Consider the following 25,453-nt stretch of genomic DNA (forward strand, 5'->3'; position numbering starts at 1 on the left):
AAGCCGGTGACCGACGCCGACCTGGAGCGACTCAACGTCCAGGCCCGGAACCTGATGTACGGGTTGAGCGGCGAACTACAACAGGCCCAAGTAATGCTCCGTCAACCTCCAACCATCAAGCCGCGCATTGACGACGGCGATCAACCTTCCTTTGGCGCAGGTAGCGGTTCAACTCCTATCATTCCACCAGTTGTACCGATACCCACCGAGGTCCCCCTCAACAGAACTCCTACCAAGCTAGCCAGTTCTCCTTCAGGAATATCGTCACCGACGGCACCCGGCCTGGGTCCAGTTCTCGGGGGAACCGGTTCCAACTTAGCGGCTCCCTCAGCCCAGGCAGTACCCCCCGGGCTTCCCTCAGCGCCTTCCAGCACGCCGGGCATTAGTTCATCACCGATTATTCCACCCGGCGTCGGCAGTGCAACCAACCCTCCTGTGCCACTATCGAAAGGCTCACTCGGGCCTTCGACCCGGCCCACCACCAATGGAAGCCCCACCCCGCACGCGAGCCCACAGCGACCCACTCTACCGTCCGGCCTAATCGGCAACGTTCCTTCTACGGGACACAGCCAACCCAAGGGCGCGAGTCCTACTCGCCGGATCAATCCGGTAGGAGGTGTTATCGGAGGCGGCGGAGCCGGCACGGCGCCAGGTGGAGCCGCAGGGTCGCGTCCCGGGCTAGGCCGGCCGAGCCAGTTCGGAACCATGAGCGGCATCCACCCCCTAGGCCAAGCCTGGGGCACAGGAGAGGGACCAAGACGCGGCTTGGGCGCCGAAGAGGACGGGAGCGGGGTGCACCAATGGGATCCCGACCATCCATGGGAGACCGAACGGGGAGTGAACCCAATCGTTCTACCTCCAGACGATGAAGGTCCAATTAATCCGGGCCCGGCTATCGGTTTTGACCGGTGACAAACCTGTCAGCCTGGGTCGCACTGGCCGCCATTGCCTTGCCAACCAGCACCTTCCCGGCCATTAGCACCGGATGGAACGACACTCCAAATGAAATAGCCTTAATCAGAAGCAGTCAATGGCACCTCAAGTATCTCGACGTCACCAAGGCTCATCAAATCAGTCGGGGCGACGGGGTTACGGTAGCCGTACCGGACACTGGAGTAGATCGACACCCTGATCTGCAAAACAATCTACTCCCTGGAATTGACGTTATTTCAGGGGGAGATGGTCGCGGACAAAGAGATCAGAACAGCCACGGCACAGGCATGGCCGGATTAATTGCCGCCCATGGAAGATCTGGCAAATTGGGAGCCCTCGGAATCTCCCCCCAGGCGAAGATTCTGCCAATCTTCTGCTCACCCCCACACGCCGACGGGAACCCTGACGCACTAGCCCAAGGGATCGAATTCGCCATTTCCAACGGTGCCGATATAATCAGCATCTCCAGCGGCGGCGGAACGAGCTCTCGACTCAACCAAGCAGTTGAGACAGCACTAGCGTCAGACATCGTGATAGTGGCCGGTTCTGGAAATAGACCATTGGATCAGCTTGTTAGCTACCCCGCTAGTGAACCCGCCGTACTGGCGGTCGGGGGGGTAGATAGGGACGGGAAACATGCTGCGATATCTACCACCGGACCGGAGGTTGACGTCGTTGCGCCTGCGGTCGACATCTATAGCACAAGCATCAATGGCAAGTATCGCCGAGGCACCGGCACTTCGGATGCCACTGCGATAGTCGCGGGGGCCGCTGCTCTTGTCCGGTCCAAATACCCCGACCTGCCGGCCTCGGAGGTCGTCCACCGCCTCACTGCCACCGCCATCGACAAGGGGCCTCCCGGCCGTGACGACGAGTACGGCTACGGGGTCGTGGACCTGGTGGCGGCGCTCACGGCAGACGTACCCCCTCTGGGTTTCGAGTCGGCGACGGCGGGTGCGCCGGGCGCGGGCGGGCCGACCACGACGGTGGTCGCGGAGCCGGCCGATGATGGTGACGACGGGTCTACGGCTCGTGGCCTGGCCACGTTGGGGGTGATCGTGGCCGCTGCGGGAGCCTGGGCGCTGGTAGCACGGCGCCGACGACTGAGCGACGACCCGCCGCCGCGGATTAGCCGGTGAGCCGCCAACTGTGACGCCATGTCGGCGACATTGGGGGGTTGGAGCGGGCGGGATACCGCGATGTCGGCGACATGGAGTCGATCAACGGGCAGGCCGGCACCCACCGGCCCGGAGTCGATCAACGGGCAGGGCAGCACCCACCGGCCCGGAGTCGATCAAGGCGACAGAGCGGGTCGCGGCCAGGCAGAGGCGGCGCAGGTGGTGGAGGCGGTAGCGTCGGCGGCGTGTCGAACTCGATTGCGCTCCGACTCGTGCTCGCGTCGGCGAGCCCTGCCCGTCGCAAGCTCCTGCACGCCGCCGGCATCGAACCCGATGTGCTGGTCAGCGGGGTCGACGAGTCTCAGGTGGTCAGCGAACGGGCCGAGGACCTGTGCCTGGAGCTGGCCCGGCTGAAGGCGCAGGCGGTCGTCGGCCGGCTGCGGCCCTCCGCCGACGAGCGGACGCTGGTGCTCGGCTGCGACTCGGTGCTCGCCTTCGACGGCGAGATCCTCGGCAAGCCCGCCGACGAGGCCGACGCCACGCGGCGGTGGGAGCGGATGCGGGGGCGCAGCGGGGTGCTGCACACCGGGCACTGCCTGATCGACGTCATCCACGAGGCGCGCGCCGAGGCGGTCGCTTCGACCACCGTGCGGTTCGCCGAGGTCAGCGACGAGGAGATCGCGGCGTACGTCGCGACGGGTGAGCCGCTCGCGGTGGCGGGCGCGTTCACCATCGACGGGCTGGGCGGGGCGTTCCTGGAGGGTGTCGACGGCGATCCGGGCACGGTGGTCGGGCTTTCCCTGCCGCTGCTGCGTCGTCTCCTCGGGGAGCTGGACCTGCGGATCATCGACCTGTGGACGAAGGTCGCGCCGGGCGGCCAGGAGGTCGAGGCGCTGGGTACGGTCCGGTCATGACGACGAAGTCGCTACCGCTGACCCCGGAACTGCACGCGTACGTGGTGGCCCACGGATCGGCCCCGGACGAGGTGATGCGGGACCTGGTCGAGGAGACCCTCGCCGCGCTGCCCGCCGAGGCGAGGATGCAGGTGGCCCCGGAGCAGGCCGCCTTCCTGACGTTCCTCACCCGGCTGGTGGGGGCGCGGCAGGCGGTGGAGGTGGGCACCTTCACCGGGCTGTCCTCGCTGGCGATCGCGCGCGGGCTGGCCGAGGGCGGGCGGTTGACCTGCTTCGACATCTCGGCGGAGTACACGGACGTGGCACGGCGGTACTGGGCGCGGGCCGGGGTCGACGACCGGATCGAGCTGCGGATCGGGCCGGCCGGGGACACGCTTCGGGAGCTGCCGTACGAGCGGCACCTGGACTTCGCGTTCATCGACGCGGACAAGGTCGGCTACCCGGTCTACTGGGCGGAGCTGGTGCCGCGCATGCGCCCGGGCGGGATCGTCGCGGTGGACAACACGCTGCGCGGGGGTCGGGTGCTCGCCCCGAGCAACGCCGACGACCGGGCCGTCGCCGCGTTCAACGACGAGGTGATGGCCGACGTCCGGGTGGAACCGGTGCTGCTGCCGATCGCCGACGGGCTGACGCTGGCCCGGGTGCGCTGACGACGGCCCCGGGCCGACCGATCGCTCCCGCTCGCCGACGCTCAACGTGCCCCGCCGCACCCCGATCATGCTGGGGTGCGGCGGGGCATGTTGTTTGGAGGGGGCCCTTCCTATACAGAAAGCGTTAACAGGGGGCCCTTCCTTGCACGCGTCGCGCGCATTGCGCGCGTCGCCGTGCCTCAGCGGACGCTGCGGGCGAACTGGCGGGCGGCCCAGGCGACGCCGGCGGCGGCCAGCACCGCGATGATGCTCAGGCCCTGCCAGACCTTGTCGTTGCCGAGGTCGCCGGCGAAGAGGGCCCGGGTGCCGTCCACGGCCCAGGAGAACGGGTTCCACTCGGCGACGCCCTGGAGCCAGCCGGGGGCGAAGGTGAGCGGCAGCAGGATGCCGGAGAGCAGCAGCACCGGCTGGGCGACGGTGTTCATCAGTGGGGCGAGCGCGTCCTCGCTCTTGACCTTGAGCGCGACGCCGTAGGAGACGGCCGAGGTCATCAGCGCGATGAGGGCGAGCATCAGGTACGCCAGGAGCAGGTCGCCGATGAACACGCGCAGCTCGAACAGGAGCGCGAGCACGGTGATGATGACGGCCTGGGCGAGCAGCGACACGACGTCGCGCAGGGACCGGCCGAGCAGCAGCGCGAGCCGGCTGACCGGGGTGACCCGGGACCGTTCGATGACCCCGGCGCGCAGCTCGGCGATCAGGCCGAAGCCCTGGAAGAGGCCGCCGAAGATGGCCAGCAGCACCAGCAGGCCGGGCACGAAGATCTTGTACGCCTCGGCCTGGGTCGGCGCGTTCAGCGCCGGCTTGAGCAGCGGGGCGAAGAGCAGCAGGTACATCACCGGCTGGAAGACGCCGACGAAGACCCAGACCGGGTTGCGGAGCAGGAGCTGCGTCTGGCGTTGGAAGACGAGCCAGGTGTCGCGGGCGAACTTCATGGTCGACTCCGGGGAGGTCAGGACTCGCGCAGCGAGCGGCCGGTCTTGGTGAGGAAGACGTCGTCGAGGCTGGGGCGGTGCAGCTCGATGGAGTTGAGCGCGAGGCCGGCGTGGTCGAGCCGGCGCAGGACCTGCGGGATGGCGGTCGCCCCCTCGTCGACGGTCAGCCGCAGGCCGCCGCCGTCGACGGTCTCCAGCTTGGCGACGTACGGCTCGGTGTCGAGCAGTTGGGCGGCCTGCCCGGTGGTGGCGACGTCGAGCCCGACGAGCAGCACCTCGCCGGAGATCTCGCGCTTGAGCCCGGTCGGGGTGCCCTCGGCGACCACCTCGCCGTGGTCCATGATCGCGATGCGGTCGCAGAGCGCGTCGGCCTCGTCGAGGTAGTGGGTGGTGATGAAGACGGTCATCCCCTCGGCGCGCAGCCGGCGGATCTCGTCCCACATGTGGGCGCGGCTCTGCGGGTCGAGGCCGGTGGTCGGCTCGTCGAGGAAGACGATGCGCGGGTCGTGGATGATGCCGAGGGCGATCTCGACGCGGCGACGCTGACCGCCGGAGTAGGTCTTGCACTTGCGGTCGGCGTACTCGGTGAGCTGGAAGGCGGCGAGGGCGCGTTCGGCGCGGCGGCGGGCGTCTGCCTTGCCGATGCCGTACATCCGGGCGTGCAGGACCAGCTCCTCGCGGGCGGTGGAGTCGTCCCAGGTGCTGCCGCCCTGGGCGACGTAGCCGATGCGGCGGCGCACCTCGGCGGGGTCGCGCAGCAGGTCGGCCCCGGCGATGGTGGCCTGGCCGCCGTCGGGGGCGATGAGGGTGGCCAGCATCCGCAGGGTGGTGGTCTTGCCGGCGCCGTTGGGGCCGAGGAAGCCGAAGATCTCCCCCTCGGCGACGTCCAGGTCGACGCCGCGGACGGCGTCGACGGTCTTGTGCTGTCGACCGGCGCGGGAGCGGAACGACTTCCGCAGCCCTCTGGTCTCGATCATCTTCGCTCCTGGTCGTCCTTGGCCGGACGGGGCCGGCCTTTCCCCCGGGGACGCCACGCGACACGGGTGGCCCCGAAACTCCCGGCGAGGCTAACGCGATATAACTTCTCTAGTCAACTTTGATTATTCTGCTCGCGTGCCCCTTCCCCGACGCTCCAGTCGTCCCGCCCGGCCAGCCCTTCCGGCAGGTACGGCACGCCGGCCTCGATCCGGTCGGCGACCCGCTCGCACCAGTCCGCCTCGACCTCGCCCCGGGCGATCCACAGCTCGTACGTCCAGCTCACGCCCACCGGCTTGGAGTCGCGGATCCAGGCGGACGCCATCGAGGCGCGCATGCTCTCCACGCCGGCCCGCAGCACCTGCCCCCGGCTGCGCAGCGCGGCCGCCGCCTCCGGCCTGGGCAGCGCCGGCAGGAACGCGAACGCCGCCATGAACGGATCGTTCGTCTGATGATTGCCCCACCACAGGTCGCGCAGCAGGGTCTCGAACTCGTCGACCCCCTTCGGGGTGATCTCGTACGTCGTCCGGGCCGGCCGGACGCCGACCTGCTCGGTGGCGACCTCGCGCAGCAGTCCCTCCTCGCCGAGCTTGCGCAGCGCGTGGTAGATCGAGCCGGGCTGCACGTTGGCCCACTTGTCGGCGCCCCAACTGAGCAGCTCGCGGCGGACGTCGTAGCCGTGCACCGGCTGCATCCACTTGACCAGGCCGAGAATCATCATCCGAGTGGCAGACACCGGAGAAGCGTATTAGGCAAGTTTGACTATCGGCGGCGGGACAGTGCCACATCCCACACTGAGCGATCGTTAGGGCCGCGACCTCGGCCGATAAACTCCCCGTCAGTAACATCCCGGGAGGAGGCACGAGGTGCGCAAGGTACTCATCGCCAACCGAGGCGAGATCGCCGTCCGCGTCATCCGCGCCTGCCGCGACGCCGGCCTGGGCAGCGTCGCCGTCTACGCCGACTCCGACCGGGACGCGCTGCACGCCACCCTGGCCGACGAGGCGTACGCCCTGGGCGGCGACACCGCCGCCGAGACGTACCTGCGGATCGACAAGCTGATCGCCGTCGCCGCGCAGGCCGGGGCCGACGCCGTCCACCCCGGGTACGGCTTCCTCTCCGAGAACGCCGACTTCGCCCAGGCCGTCCTCGACGCGGGCCTGACCTGGATCGGCCCGACCCCGCAGGCGATCCGCGATCTCGGCGACAAGGTCACCGCCCGGCACATCGCCCAGCGGGCCGGCGCGCCCCTGGTCCCCGGCACCCCGGACCCGGTCGCCGGCCACGACGAGGTGACCGCGTTCGCGGTCGAGCACGGCCTGCCGGTGGCCATCAAGGCCGCCTTCGGCGGCGGCGGGCGCGGCCTCAAGGTGGCCCGCACCCTGGAGGAGATCCCGCACCTGTTCGAGTCGGCCACCCGCGAGGCGGTCGCCGCGTTCGGCCGGGGCGAGTGCTTCGTCGAGCGCTACCTCGACCAGCCCCGGCACGTCGAGGCGCAGGTCCTCGCCGACCGGCACGGCAACGTGGTCGTCGTCGGCACCCGGGACTGCTCGCTGCAACGCCGGCACCAGAAGCTCGTCGAGGAGGCCCCCGCGCCGTTCCTCACCGACGCCCAGCGCGCCCAGATCCACGACAGCGCCAAGGCGATCTGCCGGGAGGCCGGCTACCACGGCGCCGGCACGGTGGAATACCTGGTGGGCGCGGACGGCACGATCTCCTTCCTGGAGGTCAACACCCGCCTCCAGGTCGAGCACCCGGTCACCGAGGAGACCGCCGGCATCGACCTCGTGCGTGAGCAGTTCCGCATCGCCGACGGCGAGCGGCTGCGGCTGACCGAGGACCCGACGCCGCGCGGACACGCCATCGAGTTCCGGATCAACGGCGAGGACCCGGGCCGCAACTTCCTGCCCGCCCCCGGCACGGTCACCGCGCTGCGGCTGCCCACCGGGCCCGGCGTCCGGGTGGACACCGGCATCTCCGCCGGCGACGTGATCGGCGGCAACTTCGACTCGCTGCTGGCCAAGGTGATCGTCACCGGCGAGACCCGCACCGAGGCACTGGAGCGGGCCCGGCGGGCGCTGGACGAGATGGTCGTCGAGGGCATGGCCACCGCGCTGCCGTTCCACCGCCTGGTGGTGCGCGACCCCGCGTTCACGGCCGCGCCGTTCACCGTGCACACCCGGTGGATCGAGACCGAGTTCGACAACACCGTGCCGCCGTTCACCGCCGTCGCCGGCCCCGCCGAGGGCCCGGCCGAGCGGGAGACCGTCGTGGTCGAGGTGGGCGGCAAGCGGCTGGAGGTGACGCTGCCCGCCGGCCTCGGCGCGGGTACGGCCACCGCCGCGCCCGCCGCGCGTAAGCCGGCCCGCCGGGGCGGCGGGGCCAAGGCCGGCGCGGCGGTCGACGGCGACGCGCTCACCTCGCCGATGCAGGGCACGATCGTGAAGATCGCCGTCGCGGACGGCGACACCGTCGCCGAGGGTGACCTGGTCGTCGTGCTCGAGGCGATGAAGATGGAGCAGCCGCTGCACGCGCACAGGGCGGGCACGGTCAGCGGGCTGTCCGCCGAGGTCGGCGCGGTCATCACCGCCGGCTCCCCCATCTGCACGATCGCCTGAGGCGCGTTAGGAAGGGCCCCCTGTTAACGCATTCTGTATAGGAAGGGGCCCTTCCTAACGCGCCTGCGTCGCCGCCAGGCGGCGGGCCGCCCCGTGCGCCGCCGCCAGGAGCCGGCCGGGAGCCGCCCCGGCCGCAGGGCGGCGCGTACCGGCCCGGGGGGTGTTTTCCGCGACCACCGCGGGCGGCGAAGCCCAGGTCCGGCAATGATGGCCGGGTGCGGTTCCTTCATGGCGCGGTCCCCGCGCACGACCTGACCTACAACGACGTCTTCATGGCGCCGGCCCGATCCGAGGTCGGCTCCCGGCTGGACGTCGACCTGGCCACCTCGGACGGCACGGGCACCACCATCCCCCTGGTGGTGGCGAACATGACGGCGGTGGCCGGCCGGCGGATGGCCGAGACCGTCGCCCGGCGTGGCGCGATCGCGGTGATCCCGCAGGACATCCCGATCGACGTGGTGGCCAACGTGGTCGGCTGGGTGAAGCGGCGGCACCTGGTGCACGACACGGCGATCACCCTCGGCCCCACCGACACCGTCGGCGACGCCATCCACCTGCTGCCGAAGCGGTCGCACGGCGCGGTGGTGGTGGTCGACGAGACCGGCCGCCCCCTGGGCGTGGTGACGGAGGCGGACACCCTGGGCGTGGACCGGTTCGCCCAACTCCGGCACGTGATGTCGACCGAGCTGCACACGGTGCCGGCGGACGCGGACCCGCGTACCGGATTCGACCGGCTCTCGGCGGCCCGGCGGCGGCTCGCGCCGGTGGTGGACGGCGACGGCCGCCTCGTCGGGGTGCTGACCCGCAAGGGCGCGCTGCGCGCGACCCTCTACCGGCCGGCGGTGGACGACGGGGGCCGGCTGCGGATCGCGGCGGCCGTCGGCATCAACGGCGACGTCACCGGCAAGGCCGCCGCGCTGCTGGAGGCCGGGGTCGACACCCTGGTGGTGGACACCGCGCACGGGCACCAGGAGCGGATGATGTCCGCGCTGCGGGCGGTGCGCAAGCTCGACCCGGGCGTCCCGGTCGCGGCCGGCAACGTCGTGACCGCCGACGGGGTACGCGACCTCGTCGAGGCTGGTGCCGACATCGTGAAGGTGGGCGTCGGGCCGGGCGCGATGTGCACCACCCGGATGATGACCGGCGTGGGGCGGCCGCAGTTCTCGGCGGTGCTGGACTGCGCGGCGGCGGCGCGGGCGCTCGGCCGGCACGTCTGGGCCGACGGCGGGGTGCGGCACCCGCGCGACGTGGCGCTGGCGCTGGCCGCCGGCGCATCGAACGTGATGATCGGGTCCTGGTTCGCCGGCACCTACGAGTCCCCCGGCGACCTGTACACCGACGCGGACGGCCGGCGGTACAAGGAGAGCTTCGGGATGGCCTCGTCGCGGGCGGTCAGCGCGCGTACGGCCGAGGACGGCGCGTTCGACCGGGCGCGCAAGGGGATCTTCGAGGAGGGCATCTCGTCTGCCCGGATGTATCTCGACCCGGACCGTCCGGGCGTCGAGGACCTGATCGACGAGATCATCTCCGGGGTACGCAGCGCGTGCACGTACGCGGGTGCGCGCACGCTGGCGGAGTTCGCGGAGCGGGCGCTGGTCGGGGTGCAGAGCACGGCCGGCTACACCGAGGGGATGCCCCTCCCGACGAGCTGGTGAGCCCGCCGAGGCGGGCACCCGGCTCCCCGCGGGGTCGGTGCCCCGCGCCCTTTCCCCCCGCGCGCCAGGTGAATTACTCGCCTGTCTAACTATTATCGGGTGCTAACTTTTACCCATGGAGCACGTTTCGCCCGCATCACCGGCGCGCGCAGTCGTGCCCGGCACCCAGGCGAGCCCGGCGGACAGCGGGACGACGCGCAACGGGACGACGGGCAACGGGGCCGCGGGCAGCGGGACGACGGGCAACGGGGCCGCGGGCCGGCCGGCGGCGGACACCGAGACGGTGGCGGCGCTACGCGACATGCTCCGGATCGCCGGGGACACCCGCGCCGCGCTGGCCCGGCGGCTGGGCATCGGGGCGACCGACGCCGCCGCGATCGAACACCTCGTCGCCAGCGCGGAGCCGCTCGGCCCCGTGGAGCTGGGCAACCGGCTGGGCATCCGGTCGGCGTCGGCGACCAGCCTGGTCGACCGGCTGGTGCAGGCCGGGCACGTGGCGCGGGCGCCGCACCCGCGCGACCGGCGGCGGCTGTGTCTCCAGGTCACCGACCACGCCGCCGAACAGGTGGTCGAGGCGCTGCGCCCGATGCTCGTCGGGGTGGAGCGGGCGGTCGGTCGGCTCTCTCCGGAGCAGGCGGCGGCGACCGCCGCGTTCCTGCGCGAGATGGCCGAGGTGATGCGCGAGTACATCGACGCGACCTCGGCCGAGCCGGCGCAGCGGCGCGCGCCGCGCTGAGCCGGCGTCAGCCGAAGCCGAAGGCGGGGGCGTCAGCCGACAGCCGGGCCGGCGTCAGCCGAAGCCGGGGGCGTCAGCCGACAGCCGGGCAGCCGAAGCCGAAGCCGGGTGCGTCGGTCGTGGCCGGGCCGACGTCAGTCGAAGAGGCGGCGGATGACCTTCCGGGCGGCGGCCTCCGGGTCCGGGCCGGTGCGGGGCGGTAGCGCCCCGGCCAGCCAGAGGGTCGCGAATCCGTGCACGATCGACCAGGCGGCGAGGGCGTCCGCCTCCTCGTCCGGGTCGGTGCCGTCGCGCGGGAGGGCGGCCACTCCGGCCCGCAGCGCCGCGCCGGCCCGCTCGCGGGCGGCCGCCACCTCCGGGTCGTCGCGGCGGTAGAGCTCCGGGCGGAACATCACCTCGAAGTGGGCGCGGTGCCCGACCGCGAAGCGGACGTACGCGACACCGGCGTCGAGCAGGTCGCCGGCCTCGCGGAGCGCCCCGGCCAGCAGGTCGAAGCCCTCGACGGCGAGCGCGGTGAGCAGCCCCGCCTTGTCGCCGAAGTGGTGGGCGGGGGCGGCGTGCGAGACCCCGGCGCGGCGGGCCAGGTCGCGCAGGCTCAGGGCCGCCGGCCCGGCCTCGGTGATCGCCTCGACGGCGGCGGCGAGCAGGGCGCGACGCAGGTCACCGTGATGGTAGCCACGCTGTCCGGTCATGGCCGAAGCCTAACTTGTCGTTGACAAGATGGCGAGCCGGGCGCAATCTAGTCAATGACAAGTTGCCCCTGACCGAGGAGGTTCCCATGGCGCCCCTGATCGCCCTCGTCGCCGGATTCACCCTGGCCCGGCTGGCCGGGCTGCTCGGCGTGGACGCCCTGGACGGCTGGCACCCCGCGCTGCGGGTCGGGCTGGCGGCCCTGTTCGCGCTCACCGCGTACGCCCACTTCACCGGCCGTCGGGCCGACCTGATCGCCATGGTGCCGCCCCGGCTGCCCCACCCGGGGCTGCTGGTGACCGTCACCGGCGTGCTGGAGCTGGCCGGCGCGGTGGCGCTGCTCGTGCCGGCCACGGCGGGGTGGGCGGCGGCCGGGCTGGGGCTGCTGCTGCTCGCCATGTTCCCGGCCAACGCCTCGGCCGCCCGGCGCGGGCTGACCCTGGCCGGTCGGCCGGTGACCCCGCTCGTGCCTCGCGCGTTGCTCCAGGTGGTCTTCCTCTCCGCCGCCGCCGCTATTTCGTTTGGGGCCTGACTATCAGGGGGCTAACATGAGCGCATGGACCTGATCGGGCTGCGGGACGTGCCGCTCGGCCGGCTGCTGGTGACCGCCGGTCACATCGTCGGCCAGCGGTGGAACCGTTACCTCGCCGAGGAGCACGGTCTGACCCAGGCGGGCATGGCCACCCTGATGACCCTGGCCCAGCACGGCGAGCTGCCCCTCCGGGCGGTCGCCGAGGCCGGCTTCATCCGCCCGGCCACCCTCACCGGCATCGTCGACACGCTGGAGCGGGACGGCCTCGTCGAGCGGCAGCGCGACGACACCGACCGGCGCAGCGTGCGGCTCGTCCTGACCCCCGCCGGCCGGGAGCGGGTCGCCGCACTCATCACCCTCATGCAGTCCGGCCGACCGCTGACCTCGGTCGACGCAGACCCGGCGAAGGCGGCCGTGATCCGGCAGTTCCTGCTCGAGGTCATCGGCAGTGGAGAGGAACCACAGATGACGCCCCACGACACGAGACCGGAGACCTCGGCGTGCTGATCCGGCTACTCCGCGCATACCTGCGCCCCTACCATCGGCCACTGGCGGCGGTGCTGGCGTTCCAGTTCGTCGGCACGATGGCCTCGCTCTACCTGCCGAGCCTCAACGCCGACATCATCGACCAGGGCGTGGCCCGGGGCGACACCGGCTACATCATGCGTACGGGCGGCTGGATGCTGCTGGTCAGCCTGGTGCAGATCGCCTGCTCCACCGCCGCCGTCTACCTCGGCGCGCGCACGGCGATGGGCTTCGGCCGGGACGTCCGCGCCGAGCTGTTCGCCCACGTCAACCGGTTCTCCGCCCGCGAGGTGGCCCGCTTCGGCGCGCCCTCGCTGATCACCCGCAACACCAACGACGTGCAGCAGGTGCAGATGCTCGTGCTGATGAGCTGCACCATCCTGGCCGCCGCGCCGATCATGAGCGTCGGCGGGGTGGTGATGGCGCTGCGGGAGGACATCGGGCTGTCCTGGCTGATGCTGGTCAGCGTCCCGGTGCTGGCGGTCGCGCTCGCGCTGATCATCCGGCGGATGGTGCCCGGGTTCCGGCTGATGCAGACCCGCATCGACGCGGTCAACCGCGTGCTGCGCGAGCAGATCACCGGCATCCGGGTGGTCCGGGCGTTCGTCCGGGAGCCGTACGAGACGGAGCGCTTCGGCCGCGCGAACGCCGACCTCACGGCGACCGCCCTGCGCACCGGCCGGCTGATGGCCCTGATCTTCCCCATCGTGATGCTGGTGCTCAACGTCTCCAGCATCGCCGTGCTCTGGTTCGGCGCGGAACGCGTCGACGCCGGTCAGATCCAGGTCGGCGCGCTCACCGCCTTCCTGCAATACCTCATGCAGATCCTGATGGCCGTCATGATGGCCACCCTCATGCTGATGATGGTCCCCCGCGCCGCGGTCTGCGCCGAGCGGATCGTCGAGGTGCTGGACACCGACTCGACCGTCGTCCCGCCGGCCGCGCCGGTGACCGAGGTGACCGTCCGGGGCGAGCTGGAGCTGCGCGACGTCCGGTTCCAGTATCCGGGGGCGAGCGCGCCGGTGCTGCACGACATCTCGTTCACGGCGCGCGCCGGGCGCACCACGGCCGTCATCGGCAGCACGGGGGCCGGCAAGACGACCCTGCTGACGCTGATCCCCCGACTGGTCGACGCCACGGCCGGGGCGGTGCTGGTCGACGGGGTGGACGTGCGCGACCTCGCCCCGGACGAGCTGTGGCGGCGGATCGGGCTGGTGCCGCAGCGGCCGTACCTGTTCAGCGGCACGATCGCCAGCAACCTGCGGTACGGCAACCCGGATGCCACCGACGCCGAGCTCTGGGCCGCCCTGGAGGTCGCCCAGGCGCGCGACTTCGTCGCCGAGCTGCCCGAGGGGCTGGACGCCCCGATCGCGCAGGGCGGCACCAACGTCTCCGGCGGGCAGCGGCAGCGCCTCGCGATCGCCCGCGCCCTGGTGCGCAAGCCGGAGATCTACCTTTTCGACGACTCGTTCTCGGCGCTCGACCTCGGCACCGACGCCCGGCTGCGGGCGGCGCTGCGACCGGTCACCAGGGACGCGGCGGTGGTGATCGTGGCCCAGCGGGTCTCCACGATCGTCGACGCCGACCAGATCATCGTGCTTGAGGACGGGGGCATCGTCGGGATGGGCCGGCACGCCGAACTACTGGAGAACTGCCCGACGTACGCGGAGATCGTCGCGTCCCAGCAGACGGCGGGGGTGCCGGCATGACGGCCGTACCGGACCAGCGGCCCGTCGGGGCGGCGAAGGCGGAGCCGGCCACGCCGAAACGGCTGCCCCCCGGTGGCCAGCGCGGCGGCCCGCCGTGGATGGGCGCCGGCATGCCGGCCGAGAAGTCGATGAACTTCGGGCCGTCGGCCCGGCGGCTGCTGCGCCGGTTGCGACCCCACCGCCTCCAGCTGATCGTCATCGTCACCCTCGCGCTGGTCAGCGTCGGTTTCAGCGTGTACGGGCCGAAGGTGCTCGGCCACGCCACCGACCTGATCTTCAGCGGGGTGATCGGTCGGCAGCTCCCGGCCGGGACCACCGCCGAGCAGGCGGTCGCGGCGGCCCGCGCGGCCGGCAACGACAACTTCGCCGACATGCTGGCCCGGATGGACGTGGTGCCCGGGGTCGGCATCGACTTCACCGCCCTGGGCCGGGTGCTGCTGTTCGCGCTCGCCCTCTACCTGGCGGCCAGCGTGCTCATGTGGTGGCAGGGCTGGCTGCTCAACGGGGTGGTGCAGCGCACGGTGCTACGGCTGCGCGCCGACGTCGAGGACAAGCTGAACCGGCTGCCGCTGCCGTACTTCGACCGGCAGCCCCGGGGCGAGCTGCTCAGCCGGGTCACCAACGACATCGACAACATCTCGCAGACCCTCCAGCAGACGCTGAGCCAGCTGCTCACCTCGCTGCTGACCGTGGTCGGCGTGCTGGCCATGATGTTCTGGATCTCGCCGTTGCTGGCGCTGGTGGCCCTGGTCGCGGTGCCGCTGTCGGTGGTGGTCACCGGCGCGATCGCGAAGCGTTCGCAGCAGCGGTTCATCGCCCAGTGGACGCACACCGGCGAGCTGAACGGCCAGATCGAGGAGGCGTTCACCGGCCACGAGCTGGTGAAGGTCTTCGGCCGGCAGCGCGAGGTGGAGGCCGCCTTCACCGCCAAGAACGACGAGCTGTTCCGGGCCAGCTTCGGCGCCCAGTTCATCTCCGGGATCATCATGCCGGCGATGATGTTCATCGGGAACCTCAGCTACGTCGCGATCGCCGTGGTCGGCGGGCTGCGGGTGGCCTCGGGCACGATGAGCCTCGGCGACGTGCAGGCGTTCATCCAGTATTCGCGGCAGTTCACGCAGCCCCTGGCCCAGGTCGCCTCGATGGCCAATCTGCTGCAGTCCGGGGTCGCCTCCGCCGAGCGGGTGTTCGCGGTGCTCGACGCCGAGGAGCAGAGCCCCGACCCGGCCGTGCCGGCCCGGGTCGCCGACCCGCACGGCCGCGTCGAGTTCGACCGGGTCTCCTTCCGGTACGAGCCGGACAAGCCGCTGATCACCGACCTGTCGCTGGTCGCCGAACCGGGCCACACGGTGGCCATCGTCGGGCCGACCGGGGCCGGCAAGACCACCCTGGTCAACCTGGTCATGCGCTTCTACGAGCTGGACGCCGGCCGGATCACCCTCGACGGGGTCGACATCACCACCCTGCGCCGCGACGACCTGCGCGGCCGGATCGGCATGGTGCTCCAGGACACCTGGCTCTTCGGCGGCACGATCCGCGACAACATCGCGTACGGCCGGCCGGGCGCGAGCGAGGAGGAGATCGTGGCCGCCGCGCGGGCCACGTTCGTGGACCGCTTCGTGCGCAGCCTCCCCGACGGCTACGACACCGTCATCGACTCCGAGGGCAACAACGTCAGCGCGGGCGAGAAGCAGCTCATCACCATCGCGCGGGCGTTCCTGGCTGAGCCGTCGCTGCTGATCCTCGACGAGGCGACCAGCTCGGTGGACACCCGCACGGAGGTGCTGCTCCAGCGGGCCATGGCGGCGCTGCGCTCCGACCGGACCAGCTTCGTCATCGCCCACCGCCTGTCCACCATCCGCGACGCGGACCTGATCCTGATGATGGAGAACGGCCGCATCGTCGAGCAGGGCACCCACGAGCAGCTGCTGGCCGCCAGGGGCGCGTACCACCGGCTCTACCAGGCCCAGTTCAGCCAGCCGGACCCGGTCGCCGTCGGCGAGCCGGGACCCCTGCCCGCCCCGGTCCAGGGCTGAGCGTCGTGACACGGGCGGGCCGCCGGCACGGGACCTGCCGGCGGCCCTGGCGGCCCGGACGTCGGGAACGAGGGCCCGACGTGCGGGGCCGCGCCCCGACAACGGTACGCCGCTCGTCACGGACGCGCCGACCGCCTCCACCCGTACGCCGAGGTTGCCGGCCCGCCGGCCGTGTCGGCGGTCACCACCGGCCGGGGTGGGCTGCGGTGACGCCGGGCACGCCGGCAGTCTTCGGTGCATCCGATCGGCCGGACCCGGCGAGGGGGTTGTCGTGCCTGAGCTGCTGACCAACGTCGCCTCGCCGCTCTGGGCCTATCTGGTCCTGCTCGGGTTGCTGGCGGTCGACGCCTTCGTGCCGGTCGTACCCACGCAGGTCCTGATGATCACCGGCGGCGCGCTGACCGTGTACGGCGGGCTGAGCCTGCCGGTGACCATCGGCGTCGGCGCGCTCGGCGTCTTCGCCGGCGACCTCGCCTGCTATCTGCTGGGCCGGCGCGCGCCGGACCGCCGGCCGGCACCGACCGCCGCGCCCGGCCGGGCCCGCCGGATCGCCGGCCGGGTGACCCGGGGGCTGCGCCGGCCGGGGCCGCTGGTGATCCTGCTGTGCCGCTTCGTGCCCGGCGGCCGGATGGCCGCCTGCTTCGCCGCCGGCCGCAGCCGGTACCCGTACCGGCTGTTCCTCGCGTACGAGGCGCTGGCGGCGGCCGGCTGGGCCACCTACGGGACGCTGATCGGGCACCTCGGCGGCACGGCGCTGACCGAGTCGGCGTGGCAACTGCTGGTGATCGCCGGGGCGGCGGCGGCCGGCTTCGCGGCGGCCGGGTGGGCGATGACCGCCTTCGCCTCCCGCCGCGCCCGCCCCGAACCCCCGACCGACTGACCTCGGACGGCCGTACCCTTGGCGGACGAGCGATTCCAGGAACACCTGATCAGTCTGAAGGAAGCGCAACGATGACCGGTGGAGCGGATTGGCGGGATGTCAAGGCCAAGGCCCGGGAGATCGACCCCGAGTGGGAGCACCCCGAACGAGTGGCCCGGCGTGAGGAGCTGCGCGAACGGATGCTGGCAACGGTCAGCGGCGCTCAGCTGGCCGAGATCCGCAAACAGCTCGGCATGACCCAGACGCAACTCGCGGAGACCGCGGGGCTGTCCCAGGCACGGATCAGCCAGATCGAGAACGGCGAGCACACCAGCCTGGAGAGCCTCCGCGCATACGTCACCGGCCTGGGCGGACACCTCGACGTGGTCGCCCGGATCGGAAACATCCGACTCGACGTCGCATGAAGCCACCGGGCTGACCACGAGGGGTGGCAGGGAGCCGGCTCGGCTACTCCAGCTCGTGGAGCATGAGCTGGCGGGCCGCCTCGGTGATCGAACCCGACAGGCTCGGGTAGATCGTGATGGTCTGGGCCAGCTCGTTGACCGTGAGGTTGTTCTCCACCGCCATCGTGATCGGCAGGATCAGCTCGCTGGCCTTCGGGGCCACCACCACGCCGCCGATCACCTGGCCGCTGGCCGGGCGGCAGAACAGCTTCACGAAGCCGTCGGCGAGGTCGTCCATCTTCGCCCGCGCGTTGCCCGACAGCGGCAGCATCACCTGGCGGGCCGGGGTCCGACCCGCGTCCACCTCGTCCTGGGAGACGCCCACGGTGGCCAGCTCCGGGTCGGTGAAGACGTTCGCGGCGACCGTACGCAGCCGCAGCGGCCGGACCGCCTCGCCGAGGGCGTGCCACATCGCGATCCGGCCCTGCATCGCGGCGACGCTGGCCAGCGGTAGCACCCCCGTGCAGTCGCCGGCCGCGTAGATCCCGGGGACGTTGGTGCGCGACACCCGGTCGACGGTGACGTAGCCGCCCCGGGCCAGCTCCACGCCGTATTCTGCGAGGCCGAGGCCGGCGGTGTTGGGGATCGAGCCGACCGCGATGAGCGCGTGCGAGCCCTGCACCAGCCGGCCGTCGGCCAGCTCCACCTCCACCCCGTCGGCGGTGCGCCGCACGCCCTCGGCGCGGGAGTTGTTGAGGATCGTCATGCCCCGGGAACGGAACACCCGCTCGATCGCCATGGCGGCGTCGGCGTCCTCGTGCGGCATCACCCGGTCCCGGCTGGAGACGAGGGTGACCGGGACCCCCATCGCCAGGTACGCGCTGGCGAACTCGGCGCCGGTGACGCCGGAGCCGACCACGATCAGGTGCTCGGGCAGCTCGGGCAGGTCGTACACCTGCCGCCAGGTCAGGATGCGCTCGCCGTCGGGCACGGCCGTGGGGAGCTGGCGCGGGGTGGCCCCGGTGGCGACCAGCACGGTCGACGCGTCGATCGAGTGCTTTCCGGAGCCGTCGGCCGGGGTGACGACGACGCGGTGGGTGTGGCCCAGCATGTCCTCGCCGAGCCGGGCCGTGCCGGCGACGAAGGTGACGCCGGCCTTGACCAGCTTGGCGTGGATGTCGGCGGACTGGGCCAGCGCGAGCCGCTTGACCCGCTCGTGCACGGTCCGCGCGTCGACCGTGACCGCCTCCAGCCCGTCGGAGTGCACCCCGAACTCCTCGGTGTCCCGGTAGCCGGTGACCACCTCCGAGCTGGCGATGAACGTCTTCGAGGGGACGCAGTCGGACAGCACGCACGCGCCGCCGGCCCCCTCGGCCTCCACCACGGTGACATCGGCGTCCAACTGGGCGGCGACCAGAGCCGCCTCGTACCCGGCCGGCCCACCGCCGATGATCACGATCTGGCTCACAGCTGTCGCCCCTCGTCCATGCTCACAGTGACTTTCTTCTCCCCGACACGTCCGACACGCACCGTCGTATTCTCCCCCACCCGTCCGCCGGGCTATCGTCATCGCCGTGCGTCATTACGCCGCCTACGGCTCAAACCTGGATCCCGCCCGGATGCGCGCCTACTGCCCGCACTCCCCGATGGTCGGCGTCGGCTGGCTGGAGGGCTGGCGGCTTACCTTCGCCGGCGAGGGCGTGATCGGCTGGGAGGGCGCGGTCAGCACCGTCGTCGAGTCCCCCGGCGACCGGGTGTTCGTGGCGCTCTACGACATCCACCCCTACGACGCCGCCCAGCTCGACGAGATCGAGGGGGTGGCCTCCGGGACGTACCGGAAGCTGCACGTCCGGGTCTCCACCCTCGACGGGGACGTGACCGCCTGGGTCTACGTCTTCGACGGCTACGAGGGCGGCCTGCCGACGGCCTGGTACCTGTCGGAGATCGCCAACGCCGCCGAGAAGGCGGGCGCACCCGACGACTACGTCAGCGAGCTGCGGTCCCGCCCCACCGGCACCGCGTCGGCATAGCGCGTCTCCCACGCCCCCAGTCTGCTCTTCCCCGGATCGGGGCGCACGGCGGCCCGGGGCGGGGTCGCCTGGCCCACACCGGCGGGCCGCCCGTCACGCAACGGCGGGTTTCCTGTCACGCAGCGGCGGGGCTCCGTCACGTGCCGGCGGCGGGGACGGTGCGCTCGTACATGTCGGCCCAGTGCAGCTCCCGCAGCCCCACCGAGCGGTAGAGCGTCGCCGGGGAGGTCGGGTTGGCGAGGTCCACGCCGAGGCCGGCCTGCCGCCGCCCCTTGGCCGCGTAGACCGCGAAGGCCCGGCGCAGCAGCGCGGCCCCCACCCCGCGCCGCCGGTGCGTCGGCAGCACCGACAGGGTGCGCACCCAGCCCATGTCCTGCTCCAGCGCCTGGTCGGACGACTGCAACGCGCCGGCCGGCTCACCGTCGACCTCGGCGACGAACCACTCGTCCCAGGTCCTGGCGTACGCGGGCAGGTGCTCGCGCCACTGGTCGTACCCGACCGGCTCGTAGTCCAGGGTGTCCCGGAACGCCGTGTCGAAGATCCGGTGGAACAGTCGCAGGTCCGCCTCGTCGCCGGCGCGCAGCGGGCGGACCGTCACCCCCGGCGGCAGCGGCGGCTCGGCGGGCAGGTCGGCCAGCTCCCGGCTCATCCGCAGGTACCGCTTTACCCGGGTGAACCCGGCCTCGGCCAGCTCGCCCGCCCACCGGGTCTCCGGCCCGTACGCCGAGACGCGGGCGGTCAGCGCGGGCAGGCCCCGTTCGGCGGCCCGTTCGGCGACCCGGTCCAGCATCCGGGCGAGCAGCGGCGCACGGACCGCCGCGCCGTGCTCCGGATCGACGAGGACGTCGACGAACTCCCGGCCCACCCCGGTCGGGTTGTCGACCAGCGACCAGGCGACGAGCCGGCCCTGCGGGTCGCTGACCAGCCAGGAGTCGCGCGCCGGGTCGAAGTGGGGTGCCGTCAGCGCGGCCTTGACGTCCTCGGCGTCGAAGTCCGGGTGGCCGATCGAGAAGGTGTCGGCGGCGTGCACGACCGCGAGGATCGCGGGTACGTCGTCGAGGGTGGGGCGGCGCGCCGCCCAGCCGGCGGGAAGAGTCACGGGGCGATCCTGGCAGCCACCCCTGCCCCCGCGCCCCCCATTTTCCTCCCGCCGCTCCCGCTCCCCCTGGCGCGCTCGGCGCCTCGCAGCGCCCCGCGCCGCCCCGCGCGCCGCTCGGCGCGGGGCGGCGCGGTGAGAAGGGGACCCTTCTCTACCTCAGGCGTTAAGAAGGGGCCCTTCCTTGCACCAGGGTATGCGCGGTGGTCAGCAGGTCGAGCAGTTCGGTGCCCTCGGCCGGGGTGAGGGCCCGGAAGCCGACCGACGTCAGGCGGTCGGTCACCGCGTCGGCCCACAGCCGCCGGCGCACCAGGGGCCCGGCCGGGGGATACGGCGGCGGCCAGCCGCAGGCGAGCGCGGCGGACTCCCCGTCCGGGCCGGTCAGCACCGACTCCAGCGGCGTCAGCCCGCCGGCCCGCGACGCCAGCAGGCACGCCCCGATGACGTGTTCCCGGAGCAGCAGCAGCCCGACGGCGGCGCGGGCGGCCGGTGAGTCGGCCGGCGGCGGCGTGGCCCGCCAGGCGGCGAAGAGCGGCATCGCGCTGGCGTCGGCCGCGTCGGCCACCCGGTGCAGCAGGGTCGCCAGCCGGGTCACCCCGGCCATGGCGGCCAGGTGCTCGATACCCCACCGGCAGCATTCGGCCAGGTACGCCGCCGCCACCTCGGGCGGCCGGAGCACGCGGGCGGCGGCGTCCCACCCGTCGGCGACGGCGTCGGGGGCGACGAAGCCGAGGGCGGCGGTCACCGTGGCGACCCGGACGTCGCCGAGCACCCCGGCCCGGCCGGCGATGTGGAAGGCCCAGCCGGGGATGCCGAGCCGGCCGGCCCGGCGCAGGGTGGCCGGGCAGCGGGTGAACGCCGCCCCGAGCCCCAGCACCAACGGCTTGCTCGCGGCGGCGACCTGCTCCGGCGTCATCGGGATCAGTCTGCCCCGCCGGGGCCCTCCGCCGCAGCCCCCTCTTCGGCGTCCACCGCCTCGATCGTGCCCTCGACCTCGCCGGTGCGGCGGCGGGCGGCGGTGACGGCCCGCTCCGCCGCCCGGCGGGCCAGCTTCCGTCGGCTCAACTCCTGTTCGGCCTGGGCGCGCCGCCGTTCCAGCTCGGCCAGCGACCGTTCGATGCCGGCCAGTTCCTCGGCGCCGTCGTGCTCGGCCTCCGCCGCGCCGGCCAGCTCCGCCTCGGCCCGCTCCTGGTCGGTACGCGCCCGCGTCAGTTCCCGCTCCAGCGCCCGGCGCTGCCGGGCCCGCTCGGCCCGCGCGGCGCGCTCGGCCTCCCGGGTGGCACAGGCGGCGTCCCGCTCGGCACGGTCGGCCTTCCGGGCGGCACGCTCGGCGCGGTCGTCCTCCCGGGCGGCGCGGCGCCCGGGGCCGGCGGGTGGGCCGGCGGGTGGTGTCGGCTCCTCGCCGCCGGTGACCAGGCGGAGCTGGGGGCGGGGCACCTCGCCGAAGCCGGCGTAGCTGGCGGCCCGCAACAGCCGGCCGGAGCGCACCTGCTCGGCCACCTCCGCGTCCGAGAGGGCGGCGTTGAGGGTCGCCTCCACCTCGCCCAGCGGCAGCTTCCCGGCCGGCGGGCCGCCCTCGACGTCGGCGGCCAGCCGGCGCGCCTCGGCGACCAGCGCGGCGACCGCCGCCCGCCGCTGGGCGGACAGCTCCCGCAGCCGGGGGCCGCGCAGGTCGCGCTGGGCGGCGCGCAGCGCCTCGGCGAGCCGGGTCAGGTCGGCGACCAGCTCGGGGCGGCGCAGGGCGAGCAGGTTGACCAGCCAGGCGGCCACGGTGGGCCGGCGCAGCCGGGCGATCTCGCGGGCCGTGGCCGGGTCGCCGGAGCGCCGGGCCTCGGCGACGGCCGCGTCGCGGGTGGCGACGAACCCCTCCGGCGGCTCGGTGTAGAGCCGCCGGAGGAGGTCCTGCGGGAGTGGCACGGCTCAGGCGTCGAGCCGGCTGCCCGGCTCGAGGCGCTGGTAGTCGGTGCCGGACAGGGCGGCGTACTGGCGGTCGAGGACGGCGAGCCCGTTGTCGTTGAGCAGCCCGTCGTGCAGGGCGAAGGCCCGGCGCGGGGCGACCGCGCGGATGAAGTCGACGACCTCGGAGAACTTCGACCAGGGGGCGTGGATCGGCGCGAAGAGCGTGTCCACCTGGACGTCCTCGGGTGCCACCAGCGCGTCGCCGGGGTGGTAGACGACGTCGTCGAGCAGGTATCCGAGGTTGTCCACGACCGGGATGTCGGGGTGGATGACGGCGTGCCGGCCGCCGTAGGCGCGTACCGGCACACCCGCGGCCGTGAACGACTGACCGGGCGCGACCGGCTCCAGGGCCTCGGCCGCGTCGCCGAGGACGCCGGCCAGCGAGGCCGGGCCGTGGATGCGCAGCGGCCGGCGGTCGAGCTGCCGGGTGAGGGCCGCGACGTCCACGTGGTCGGGGTGCTCGTGGGTGATCAGCACCGCGTCCGCCCCGTCCAGCGCGCCCGGGTCGCTGAAGACGCCGGGGTCGACGACCAGCACCCCGCCGTCGTGCTCGACGCGGAGGCAGGAGTGGGCGTACTTGGTGAGCTGCATCGTGACTCCTCGATTGACCTAATCGTGATGTCTCAGAGCGCAGTCTGCCGGAACCGGCCCGGTGCCGCGCCACGTCTGACGTAACGCCCGACGGGGGGCGCAGACGATCGGAGCTGTTGATGGACGGACACGCGAGACGCAGGTTGTGGACCGCGGTGGGGTTGGTGGCGTTGCTGGCGGTCGGCGGGTGCAGCGCCGACGGCAGCGGCGGCGCCGAGGACTCGGCGGCGGTGGCTCCGCAGCAGGAGGCACCGGCCGGCGGGGCGAAGGCGGAGCAGGGGGCCGACGCCGGTGGGGCGCGCTCGGGCGCGGGCGGCGGGTCACCGGACCTGCGGGTCGACCAGCGCTCGATCATCTACACCGGAACCATGCGGGTACGGGTGGACGATGTGGACGCCGCCGCCCGGTCGGCCGTCACGGCGGTCACCGGCATCGGTGGCTTCGTCGGCGGCGACGAGCGCAGCAGCGGGGGGACCGCCAACGCCCGGGCGGAGCTGCAGCTGCGGGTGCCGGCGGAGCGGTTCACCGCCGTGCTGGAGGAGCTGGCGCGGCTCGGCCGGCAGGAGCAGCGGGCGATCCGCACGGAGGACGTGACCGAGGAGACCGTCGACCTCGACGCGCGGATCGCCACCCAGCGGGCCCGGGTCGAGAGCGGTCGCAAGCTGCTGGCGCGGGCCACCTCGATCGGCGACCTGGTGACGCTGGAGAGCGAGGTGGCCCGCCGGGAGGCCGACCTCGCCTCGCTGGAGGCGAAGAAGCGCCGCCTGGCCGACCTGACGGCGCTCTCCACCATCACCCTCACCCTGGTCGGGCCGGAGGCGGACGTCCGGGACCCGGAGCCCGACACCGGTTTCCTGGTCGGTCTGCGCGGCGGCTGGACGGCGTTCGTCGCCTCGCTGGGCGTGCTGCTCACGGTGCTCGGGGCGCTGCTGCCGTTCGCGGTGGCCATCGGCGTGCCGGTGGCCGTGCTGGTGACGGTGCTGAGGCGGCGCCGGCGGCGGGCGCCGGCGCCGGTCGTCAGCGCGCCGCCGCCAGTGCCCGCAGCGCGGTCTGCACCATGACCCGGACGCCGACCGCGATGGCCCGCTCGTCGACGTCGAACGAGGCCCGGTGCAGGTCGACGTTCGGGCCGGACCGGCCGACGCCGAGGCGGGCCAGCGCGCCGGGGACGTGCTCCAGATACCAGCTGAAGTCCTCGCCGCCCATGCTCTGCGGGGTCTCGGCGACCCCGTCCGGGCCGAGCGCGGCGTGGGTCGCCGCCGTCAGCACCTGGATCGCCCGGGCGTCGTTGGTGACCGGGGGCCGGCCGCGCAGGTATTCCAGGTCGACGGTGGCGCCGGTGGGGGCGATGACGTCCCGCACCACCTGAGCGACGATCTTGGGGGCCTCGTCCCAGGTGTTGCGGTCCATCACCCGCAGGGTGCCGGACGCGGTCGCCTCGGACGGGATCACGTTGTACCGGGTGCCGGCCGAGGCGTGGCCGAACACCAGCAGCAGCCCGCTGTTGGCCGGCACCCGGCGGCTGACCAGGGCGGGCACCTCGGTGACCAGCCGGCCGAGCGCGTCGACCAGGTCGACGGTCAGGTGCGGGCGGGCGGTGTGCCCGCCCGGTCCGGTGAGCCGCACGGTGACGTTGTCGGCGGCGGCGGTGATCGGGCCGACCCGCAGGCCGACCTTGCCGACGGGCTGGTTGGGGTCGCAGTGCAGCGCGAAGATCTGCACGACGTCGTCGAGGCCGCCGGCCTCGATGACCTCCAGCGAGCCGCAGGGCAGGATCTCCTCCGCCGGCTGGAAGATCAGCCGGACCCGGCCGTCCAGTTCGCCGAGGTCGGCGAGCTGGGCCAGCAGCATGCCGACGCCGAGCAGCACCGTGGTGTGCACGTCGTGGCCGCAGGCGTGGCAGACGCCGTCCTTCGTGGACCGGTAGGGCACGTCCTTGACGTCGGTCAGCGGCAGCGCGTCGATGTCGGCGCGCAGCGCGACCACCGGGCCGTCGGGGCGGCCGTCGATGTCGCAGATGACCCCGTTGCCCTTCGGCAGCAGGCGGGGCCGCAGCCCGGCGAGGGACAGCTCGCGGGCGATCAGGGCCGCTGTCTCGAACTCCTCGCCGGAGAGCTCCGGGTGGGAGTGGATGTGCCGGCGGGTGGCGATGAGGCCGGGCACCCGGAGGGCGAGCAGATGGTCGAGCTCGAAGGGCAAAGGCTGCGACCCGGACGGCGACTCCGGCCAGGCCGACGACGCCAGGTGGCTGCCGTTCGGCAGCGTCAACGCACTCGTCACGTCGAAATCTCGATCACTAGGAATGGATGGATCTTCGGGGATGACAGCCGCCAGCCTAGACCTTCGACGGTGACTCTGTGCAACATCATTCCCGTAGTGATCGGACCGCGCAGCGTCACGAAAGCCCTGGTGGGAGGGCTCCATAATCTGCGGGACAGCAGGTAGATCGCGGTTGAACGCCGTCATCTGCCCCACACCTCCTACAACC

General features: G+C 72.8%; 24 protein-coding genes. 14 read left to right on the top strand and 10 right to left on the bottom strand.

What is annotated here, in order from left to right; translation table 11 throughout:
- The first annotated feature begins 908 nt into the window (after positions 1 to 908).
- The 3 genes from mycP (at position 909) to ACVMYR_RS10395 (ending at position 3,615) form a co-directional block, all read left to right on the top strand.
- Positions 909 to 2,072, top strand: a complete 1,164-nt coding sequence (gene mycP / locus ACVMYR_RS10385; protein WP_396789734.1) for a type VII secretion-associated serine protease mycosin — start codon at positions 909 to 911, stop codon at positions 2,070 to 2,072.
- Between the two features lie 224 nt (positions 2,073 to 2,296).
- Positions 2,297 to 2,965, top strand: coding sequence for a Maf family protein (locus tag ACVMYR_RS10390; protein WP_091279107.1), 669 nt, complete (start codon positions 2,297 to 2,299; stop codon positions 2,963 to 2,965).
- Positions 2,962 to 3,615, top strand: a complete 654-nt coding sequence (locus ACVMYR_RS10395; protein ID WP_396789733.1) for an O-methyltransferase — start codon at positions 2,962 to 2,964, stop codon at positions 3,613 to 3,615. The genes ACVMYR_RS10390 and ACVMYR_RS10395 overlap by 4 nt, the downstream gene beginning before the upstream one ends.
- A 179-nt stretch (positions 3,616 to 3,794) precedes the next feature.
- On the opposite strand, the gene ACVMYR_RS10400 is transcribed toward ACVMYR_RS10395, so the two are convergent.
- The 3 genes from ACVMYR_RS10400 to ACVMYR_RS10410 form a co-directional block, all read right to left on the bottom strand.
- A complete protein-coding gene (locus ACVMYR_RS10400) occupies positions 3,795 to 4,550 on the bottom strand; it encodes an ABC transporter permease (RefSeq protein WP_043961872.1) in 756 nt (251 codons plus the stop codon).
- Between the two features lie 17 nt (positions 4,551 to 4,567).
- Positions 4,568 to 5,527 (bottom strand): ATP-binding cassette domain-containing protein, encoded by a 960-nt coding sequence (locus ACVMYR_RS10405; protein ID WP_077936124.1) that lies wholly within the window; start codon positions 5,525 to 5,527, stop codon positions 4,568 to 4,570.
- 113 nt (positions 5,528 to 5,640) lie between these two features.
- A complete protein-coding gene (locus tag ACVMYR_RS10410) occupies positions 5,641 to 6,246 on the bottom strand; it encodes a PadR family transcriptional regulator (RefSeq protein WP_077936123.1) in 606 nt (201 codons plus the stop codon).
- Positions 6,247 to 6,391: 145 nt separating this feature from the next.
- Here ACVMYR_RS10410 and ACVMYR_RS10415 point away from each other — a divergent pair, with 145 nt between their 5' ends.
- From ACVMYR_RS10415 to ACVMYR_RS10425, 3 genes are all read left to right on the top strand, one after another.
- Positions 6,392 to 8,143 (top strand): acetyl/propionyl/methylcrotonyl-CoA carboxylase subunit alpha, encoded by a 1,752-nt coding sequence (locus ACVMYR_RS10415; protein ID WP_077936122.1) that lies wholly within the window; start codon positions 6,392 to 6,394, stop codon positions 8,141 to 8,143.
- A gap of 215 nt (positions 8,144 to 8,358) precedes the next feature.
- Positions 8,359 to 9,798, top strand: coding sequence for a GuaB1 family IMP dehydrogenase-related protein (locus ACVMYR_RS10420; protein WP_457121685.1), 1,440 nt, complete (start codon positions 8,359 to 8,361; stop codon positions 9,796 to 9,798).
- Positions 9,799 to 10,099: 301 nt separating this feature from the next.
- On the top strand, positions 10,100 to 10,534 hold the full coding sequence (locus ACVMYR_RS10425) for a MarR family winged helix-turn-helix transcriptional regulator (RefSeq protein ID WP_457121746.1): 435 nt from the start codon (positions 10,100 to 10,102) through the stop codon (positions 10,532 to 10,534).
- Positions 10,535 to 10,668: 134 nt separating this feature from the next.
- On the opposite strand, the gene ACVMYR_RS10430 is transcribed toward ACVMYR_RS10425, so the two are convergent.
- A complete protein-coding gene (locus tag ACVMYR_RS10430; protein WP_077936120.1) occupies positions 10,669 to 11,226 on the bottom strand; it encodes a TetR/AcrR family transcriptional regulator in 558 nt (185 codons plus the stop codon).
- An 86-nt stretch (positions 11,227 to 11,312) separates the two neighbouring features.
- Between ACVMYR_RS10430 and ACVMYR_RS10435 the strand changes: the two genes are divergently transcribed.
- The 6 genes from ACVMYR_RS10435 (at position 11,313) to ACVMYR_RS10460 (ending at position 17,310) form a co-directional block, all read left to right on the top strand.
- Complete coding sequence (locus ACVMYR_RS10435) at positions 11,313 to 11,756, top strand: DoxX family protein (protein ID WP_457121686.1); 444 nt, start codon at positions 11,313 to 11,315, stop codon at positions 11,754 to 11,756.
- Between the two features lie 24 nt (positions 11,757 to 11,780).
- Positions 11,781 to 12,263, top strand: coding sequence for a MarR family winged helix-turn-helix transcriptional regulator (locus ACVMYR_RS10440; RefSeq protein ID WP_043961863.1), 483 nt, complete (start codon positions 11,781 to 11,783; stop codon positions 12,261 to 12,263).
- The gene (locus ACVMYR_RS10445) at positions 12,257 to 13,990 is read left to right on the top strand and encodes an ABC transporter ATP-binding protein (protein WP_077936118.1); all 1,734 of its coding nucleotides are present in this window, start codon (positions 12,257 to 12,259) and stop codon (positions 13,988 to 13,990) included. The genes ACVMYR_RS10440 and ACVMYR_RS10445 overlap by 7 nt, the downstream gene beginning before the upstream one ends.
- The gene (locus tag ACVMYR_RS10450) at positions 13,987 to 16,026 is read left to right on the top strand and encodes an ABC transporter ATP-binding protein (protein ID WP_396789728.1); all 2,040 of its coding nucleotides are present in this window, start codon (positions 13,987 to 13,989) and stop codon (positions 16,024 to 16,026) included. The genes ACVMYR_RS10445 and ACVMYR_RS10450 overlap by 4 nt, the downstream gene beginning before the upstream one ends.
- Positions 16,027 to 16,297: 271 nt before the next feature.
- The gene (locus ACVMYR_RS10455) at positions 16,298 to 16,906 is read left to right on the top strand and encodes a DedA family protein (RefSeq protein ID WP_091279072.1); all 609 of its coding nucleotides are present in this window, start codon (positions 16,298 to 16,300) and stop codon (positions 16,904 to 16,906) included.
- Between the two features lie 71 nt (positions 16,907 to 16,977).
- Positions 16,978 to 17,310, top strand: a complete 333-nt coding sequence (locus tag ACVMYR_RS10460) for a helix-turn-helix domain-containing protein (RefSeq protein ID WP_077936114.1) — start codon at positions 16,978 to 16,980, stop codon at positions 17,308 to 17,310.
- Positions 17,311 to 17,353: 43 nt separating this feature from the next.
- Here ACVMYR_RS10460 and ACVMYR_RS10465 read toward each other — a convergent pair whose 3' ends face one another.
- Positions 17,354 to 18,757 (bottom strand): NAD(P)H-quinone dehydrogenase, encoded by a 1,404-nt coding sequence (locus ACVMYR_RS10465; RefSeq protein WP_077936113.1) that lies wholly within the window; start codon positions 18,755 to 18,757, stop codon positions 17,354 to 17,356.
- Between the two features lie 106 nt (positions 18,758 to 18,863).
- On the opposite strand from ACVMYR_RS10465, the gene ACVMYR_RS10470 reads away from it, so the two are divergent.
- Complete coding sequence (locus tag ACVMYR_RS10470; RefSeq protein WP_077936112.1) at positions 18,864 to 19,319, top strand: gamma-glutamylcyclotransferase; 456 nt, start codon at positions 18,864 to 18,866, stop codon at positions 19,317 to 19,319.
- A 136-nt stretch (positions 19,320 to 19,455) separates the two neighbouring features.
- Here ACVMYR_RS10470 and ACVMYR_RS10475 read toward each other — a convergent pair whose 3' ends face one another.
- From ACVMYR_RS10475 to ACVMYR_RS10490, 4 genes are all read right to left on the bottom strand, one after another.
- Entirely contained in the window at positions 19,456 to 20,418 is a 963-nt protein-coding gene (locus ACVMYR_RS10475) for a GNAT family N-acetyltransferase (protein ID WP_457121687.1), read from the bottom strand.
- Positions 20,419 to 20,581: 163 nt separating this feature from the next.
- Complete coding sequence (locus tag ACVMYR_RS10480; RefSeq protein ID WP_431893701.1) at positions 20,582 to 21,331, bottom strand: SCO6745 family protein; 750 nt, start codon at positions 21,329 to 21,331, stop codon at positions 20,582 to 20,584.
- 5 nt (positions 21,332 to 21,336) lie between these two features.
- Positions 21,337 to 22,332, bottom strand: coding sequence for a hypothetical protein (locus tag ACVMYR_RS10485; protein WP_457121688.1), 996 nt, complete (start codon positions 22,330 to 22,332; stop codon positions 21,337 to 21,339).
- A gap of 3 nt (positions 22,333 to 22,335) precedes the next feature.
- On the bottom strand, positions 22,336 to 22,965 hold the full coding sequence (locus tag ACVMYR_RS10490) for an MBL fold metallo-hydrolase (RefSeq protein ID WP_077936108.1): 630 nt from the start codon (positions 22,963 to 22,965) through the stop codon (positions 22,336 to 22,338).
- Positions 22,966 to 23,084: 119 nt separating this feature from the next.
- On the opposite strand from ACVMYR_RS10490, the gene ACVMYR_RS10495 reads away from it, so the two are divergent.
- Positions 23,085 to 24,026, top strand: coding sequence for a DUF4349 domain-containing protein (locus tag ACVMYR_RS10495; RefSeq protein WP_077936107.1), 942 nt, complete (start codon positions 23,085 to 23,087; stop codon positions 24,024 to 24,026).
- Here the strand turns inward: ACVMYR_RS10495 and ACVMYR_RS10500 are convergent.
- Positions 23,983 to 25,245 (bottom strand): amidohydrolase, encoded by a 1,263-nt coding sequence (locus ACVMYR_RS10500; protein ID WP_077936106.1) that lies wholly within the window; start codon positions 25,243 to 25,245, stop codon positions 23,983 to 23,985. The genes ACVMYR_RS10495 and ACVMYR_RS10500 overlap by 44 nt on opposite strands.
- Positions 25,246 to 25,453 lie beyond the last annotated feature (208 nt).

Source organism: Micromonospora sp. PTRAS2 (assembly GCF_054052245.1).

Excerpts from the sequence above, each read along its gene's own strand:
- ACVMYR_RS10395 (WP_396789733.1), top strand. The coding sequence starts at position 2,962 with ATGACGACGAAGTCGCTACCGCTGACCCCGGAACTGCACGCGTACGTG.
- ACVMYR_RS10400 (WP_043961872.1), bottom strand. The coding sequence starts at position 4,550 with ATGAAGTTCGCCCGCGACACCTGGCTCGTCTTCCAACGCCAGACGCAG.
- ACVMYR_RS10405 (WP_077936124.1), bottom strand. The coding sequence starts at position 5,527 with ATGATCGAGACCAGAGGGCTGCGGAAGTCGTTCCGCTCCCGCGCCGGT.
- ACVMYR_RS10410 (WP_077936123.1), bottom strand. The coding sequence starts at position 6,246 with ATGATGATTCTCGGCCTGGTCAAGTGGATGCAGCCGGTGCACGGCTAC.
- ACVMYR_RS10425 (WP_457121746.1), top strand. The coding sequence starts at position 10,100 with ATGCTCCGGATCGCCGGGGACACCCGCGCCGCGCTGGCCCGGCGGCTG.
- ACVMYR_RS10430 (WP_077936120.1), bottom strand. The coding sequence starts at position 11,226 with ATGACCGGACAGCGTGGCTACCATCACGGTGACCTGCGTCGCGCCCTG.
- ACVMYR_RS10435 (WP_457121686.1), top strand. The coding sequence starts at position 11,313 with ATGGCGCCCCTGATCGCCCTCGTCGCCGGATTCACCCTGGCCCGGCTG.
- ACVMYR_RS10440 (WP_043961863.1), top strand. The coding sequence starts at position 11,781 with ATGGACCTGATCGGGCTGCGGGACGTGCCGCTCGGCCGGCTGCTGGTG.
- ACVMYR_RS10450 (WP_396789728.1), top strand. The coding sequence starts at position 13,987 with ATGACGGCCGTACCGGACCAGCGGCCCGTCGGGGCGGCGAAGGCGGAG.
- ACVMYR_RS10460 (WP_077936114.1), top strand. The coding sequence starts at position 16,978 with ATGACCGGTGGAGCGGATTGGCGGGATGTCAAGGCCAAGGCCCGGGAG.
- ACVMYR_RS10480 (WP_431893701.1), bottom strand. The coding sequence starts at position 21,331 with ATGACGCCGGAGCAGGTCGCCGCCGCGAGCAAGCCGTTGGTGCTGGGG.
- ACVMYR_RS10490 (WP_077936108.1), bottom strand. The coding sequence starts at position 22,965 with ATGCAGCTCACCAAGTACGCCCACTCCTGCCTCCGCGTCGAGCACGAC.
- ACVMYR_RS10495 (WP_077936107.1), top strand. The coding sequence starts at position 23,085 with ATGGACGGACACGCGAGACGCAGGTTGTGGACCGCGGTGGGGTTGGTG.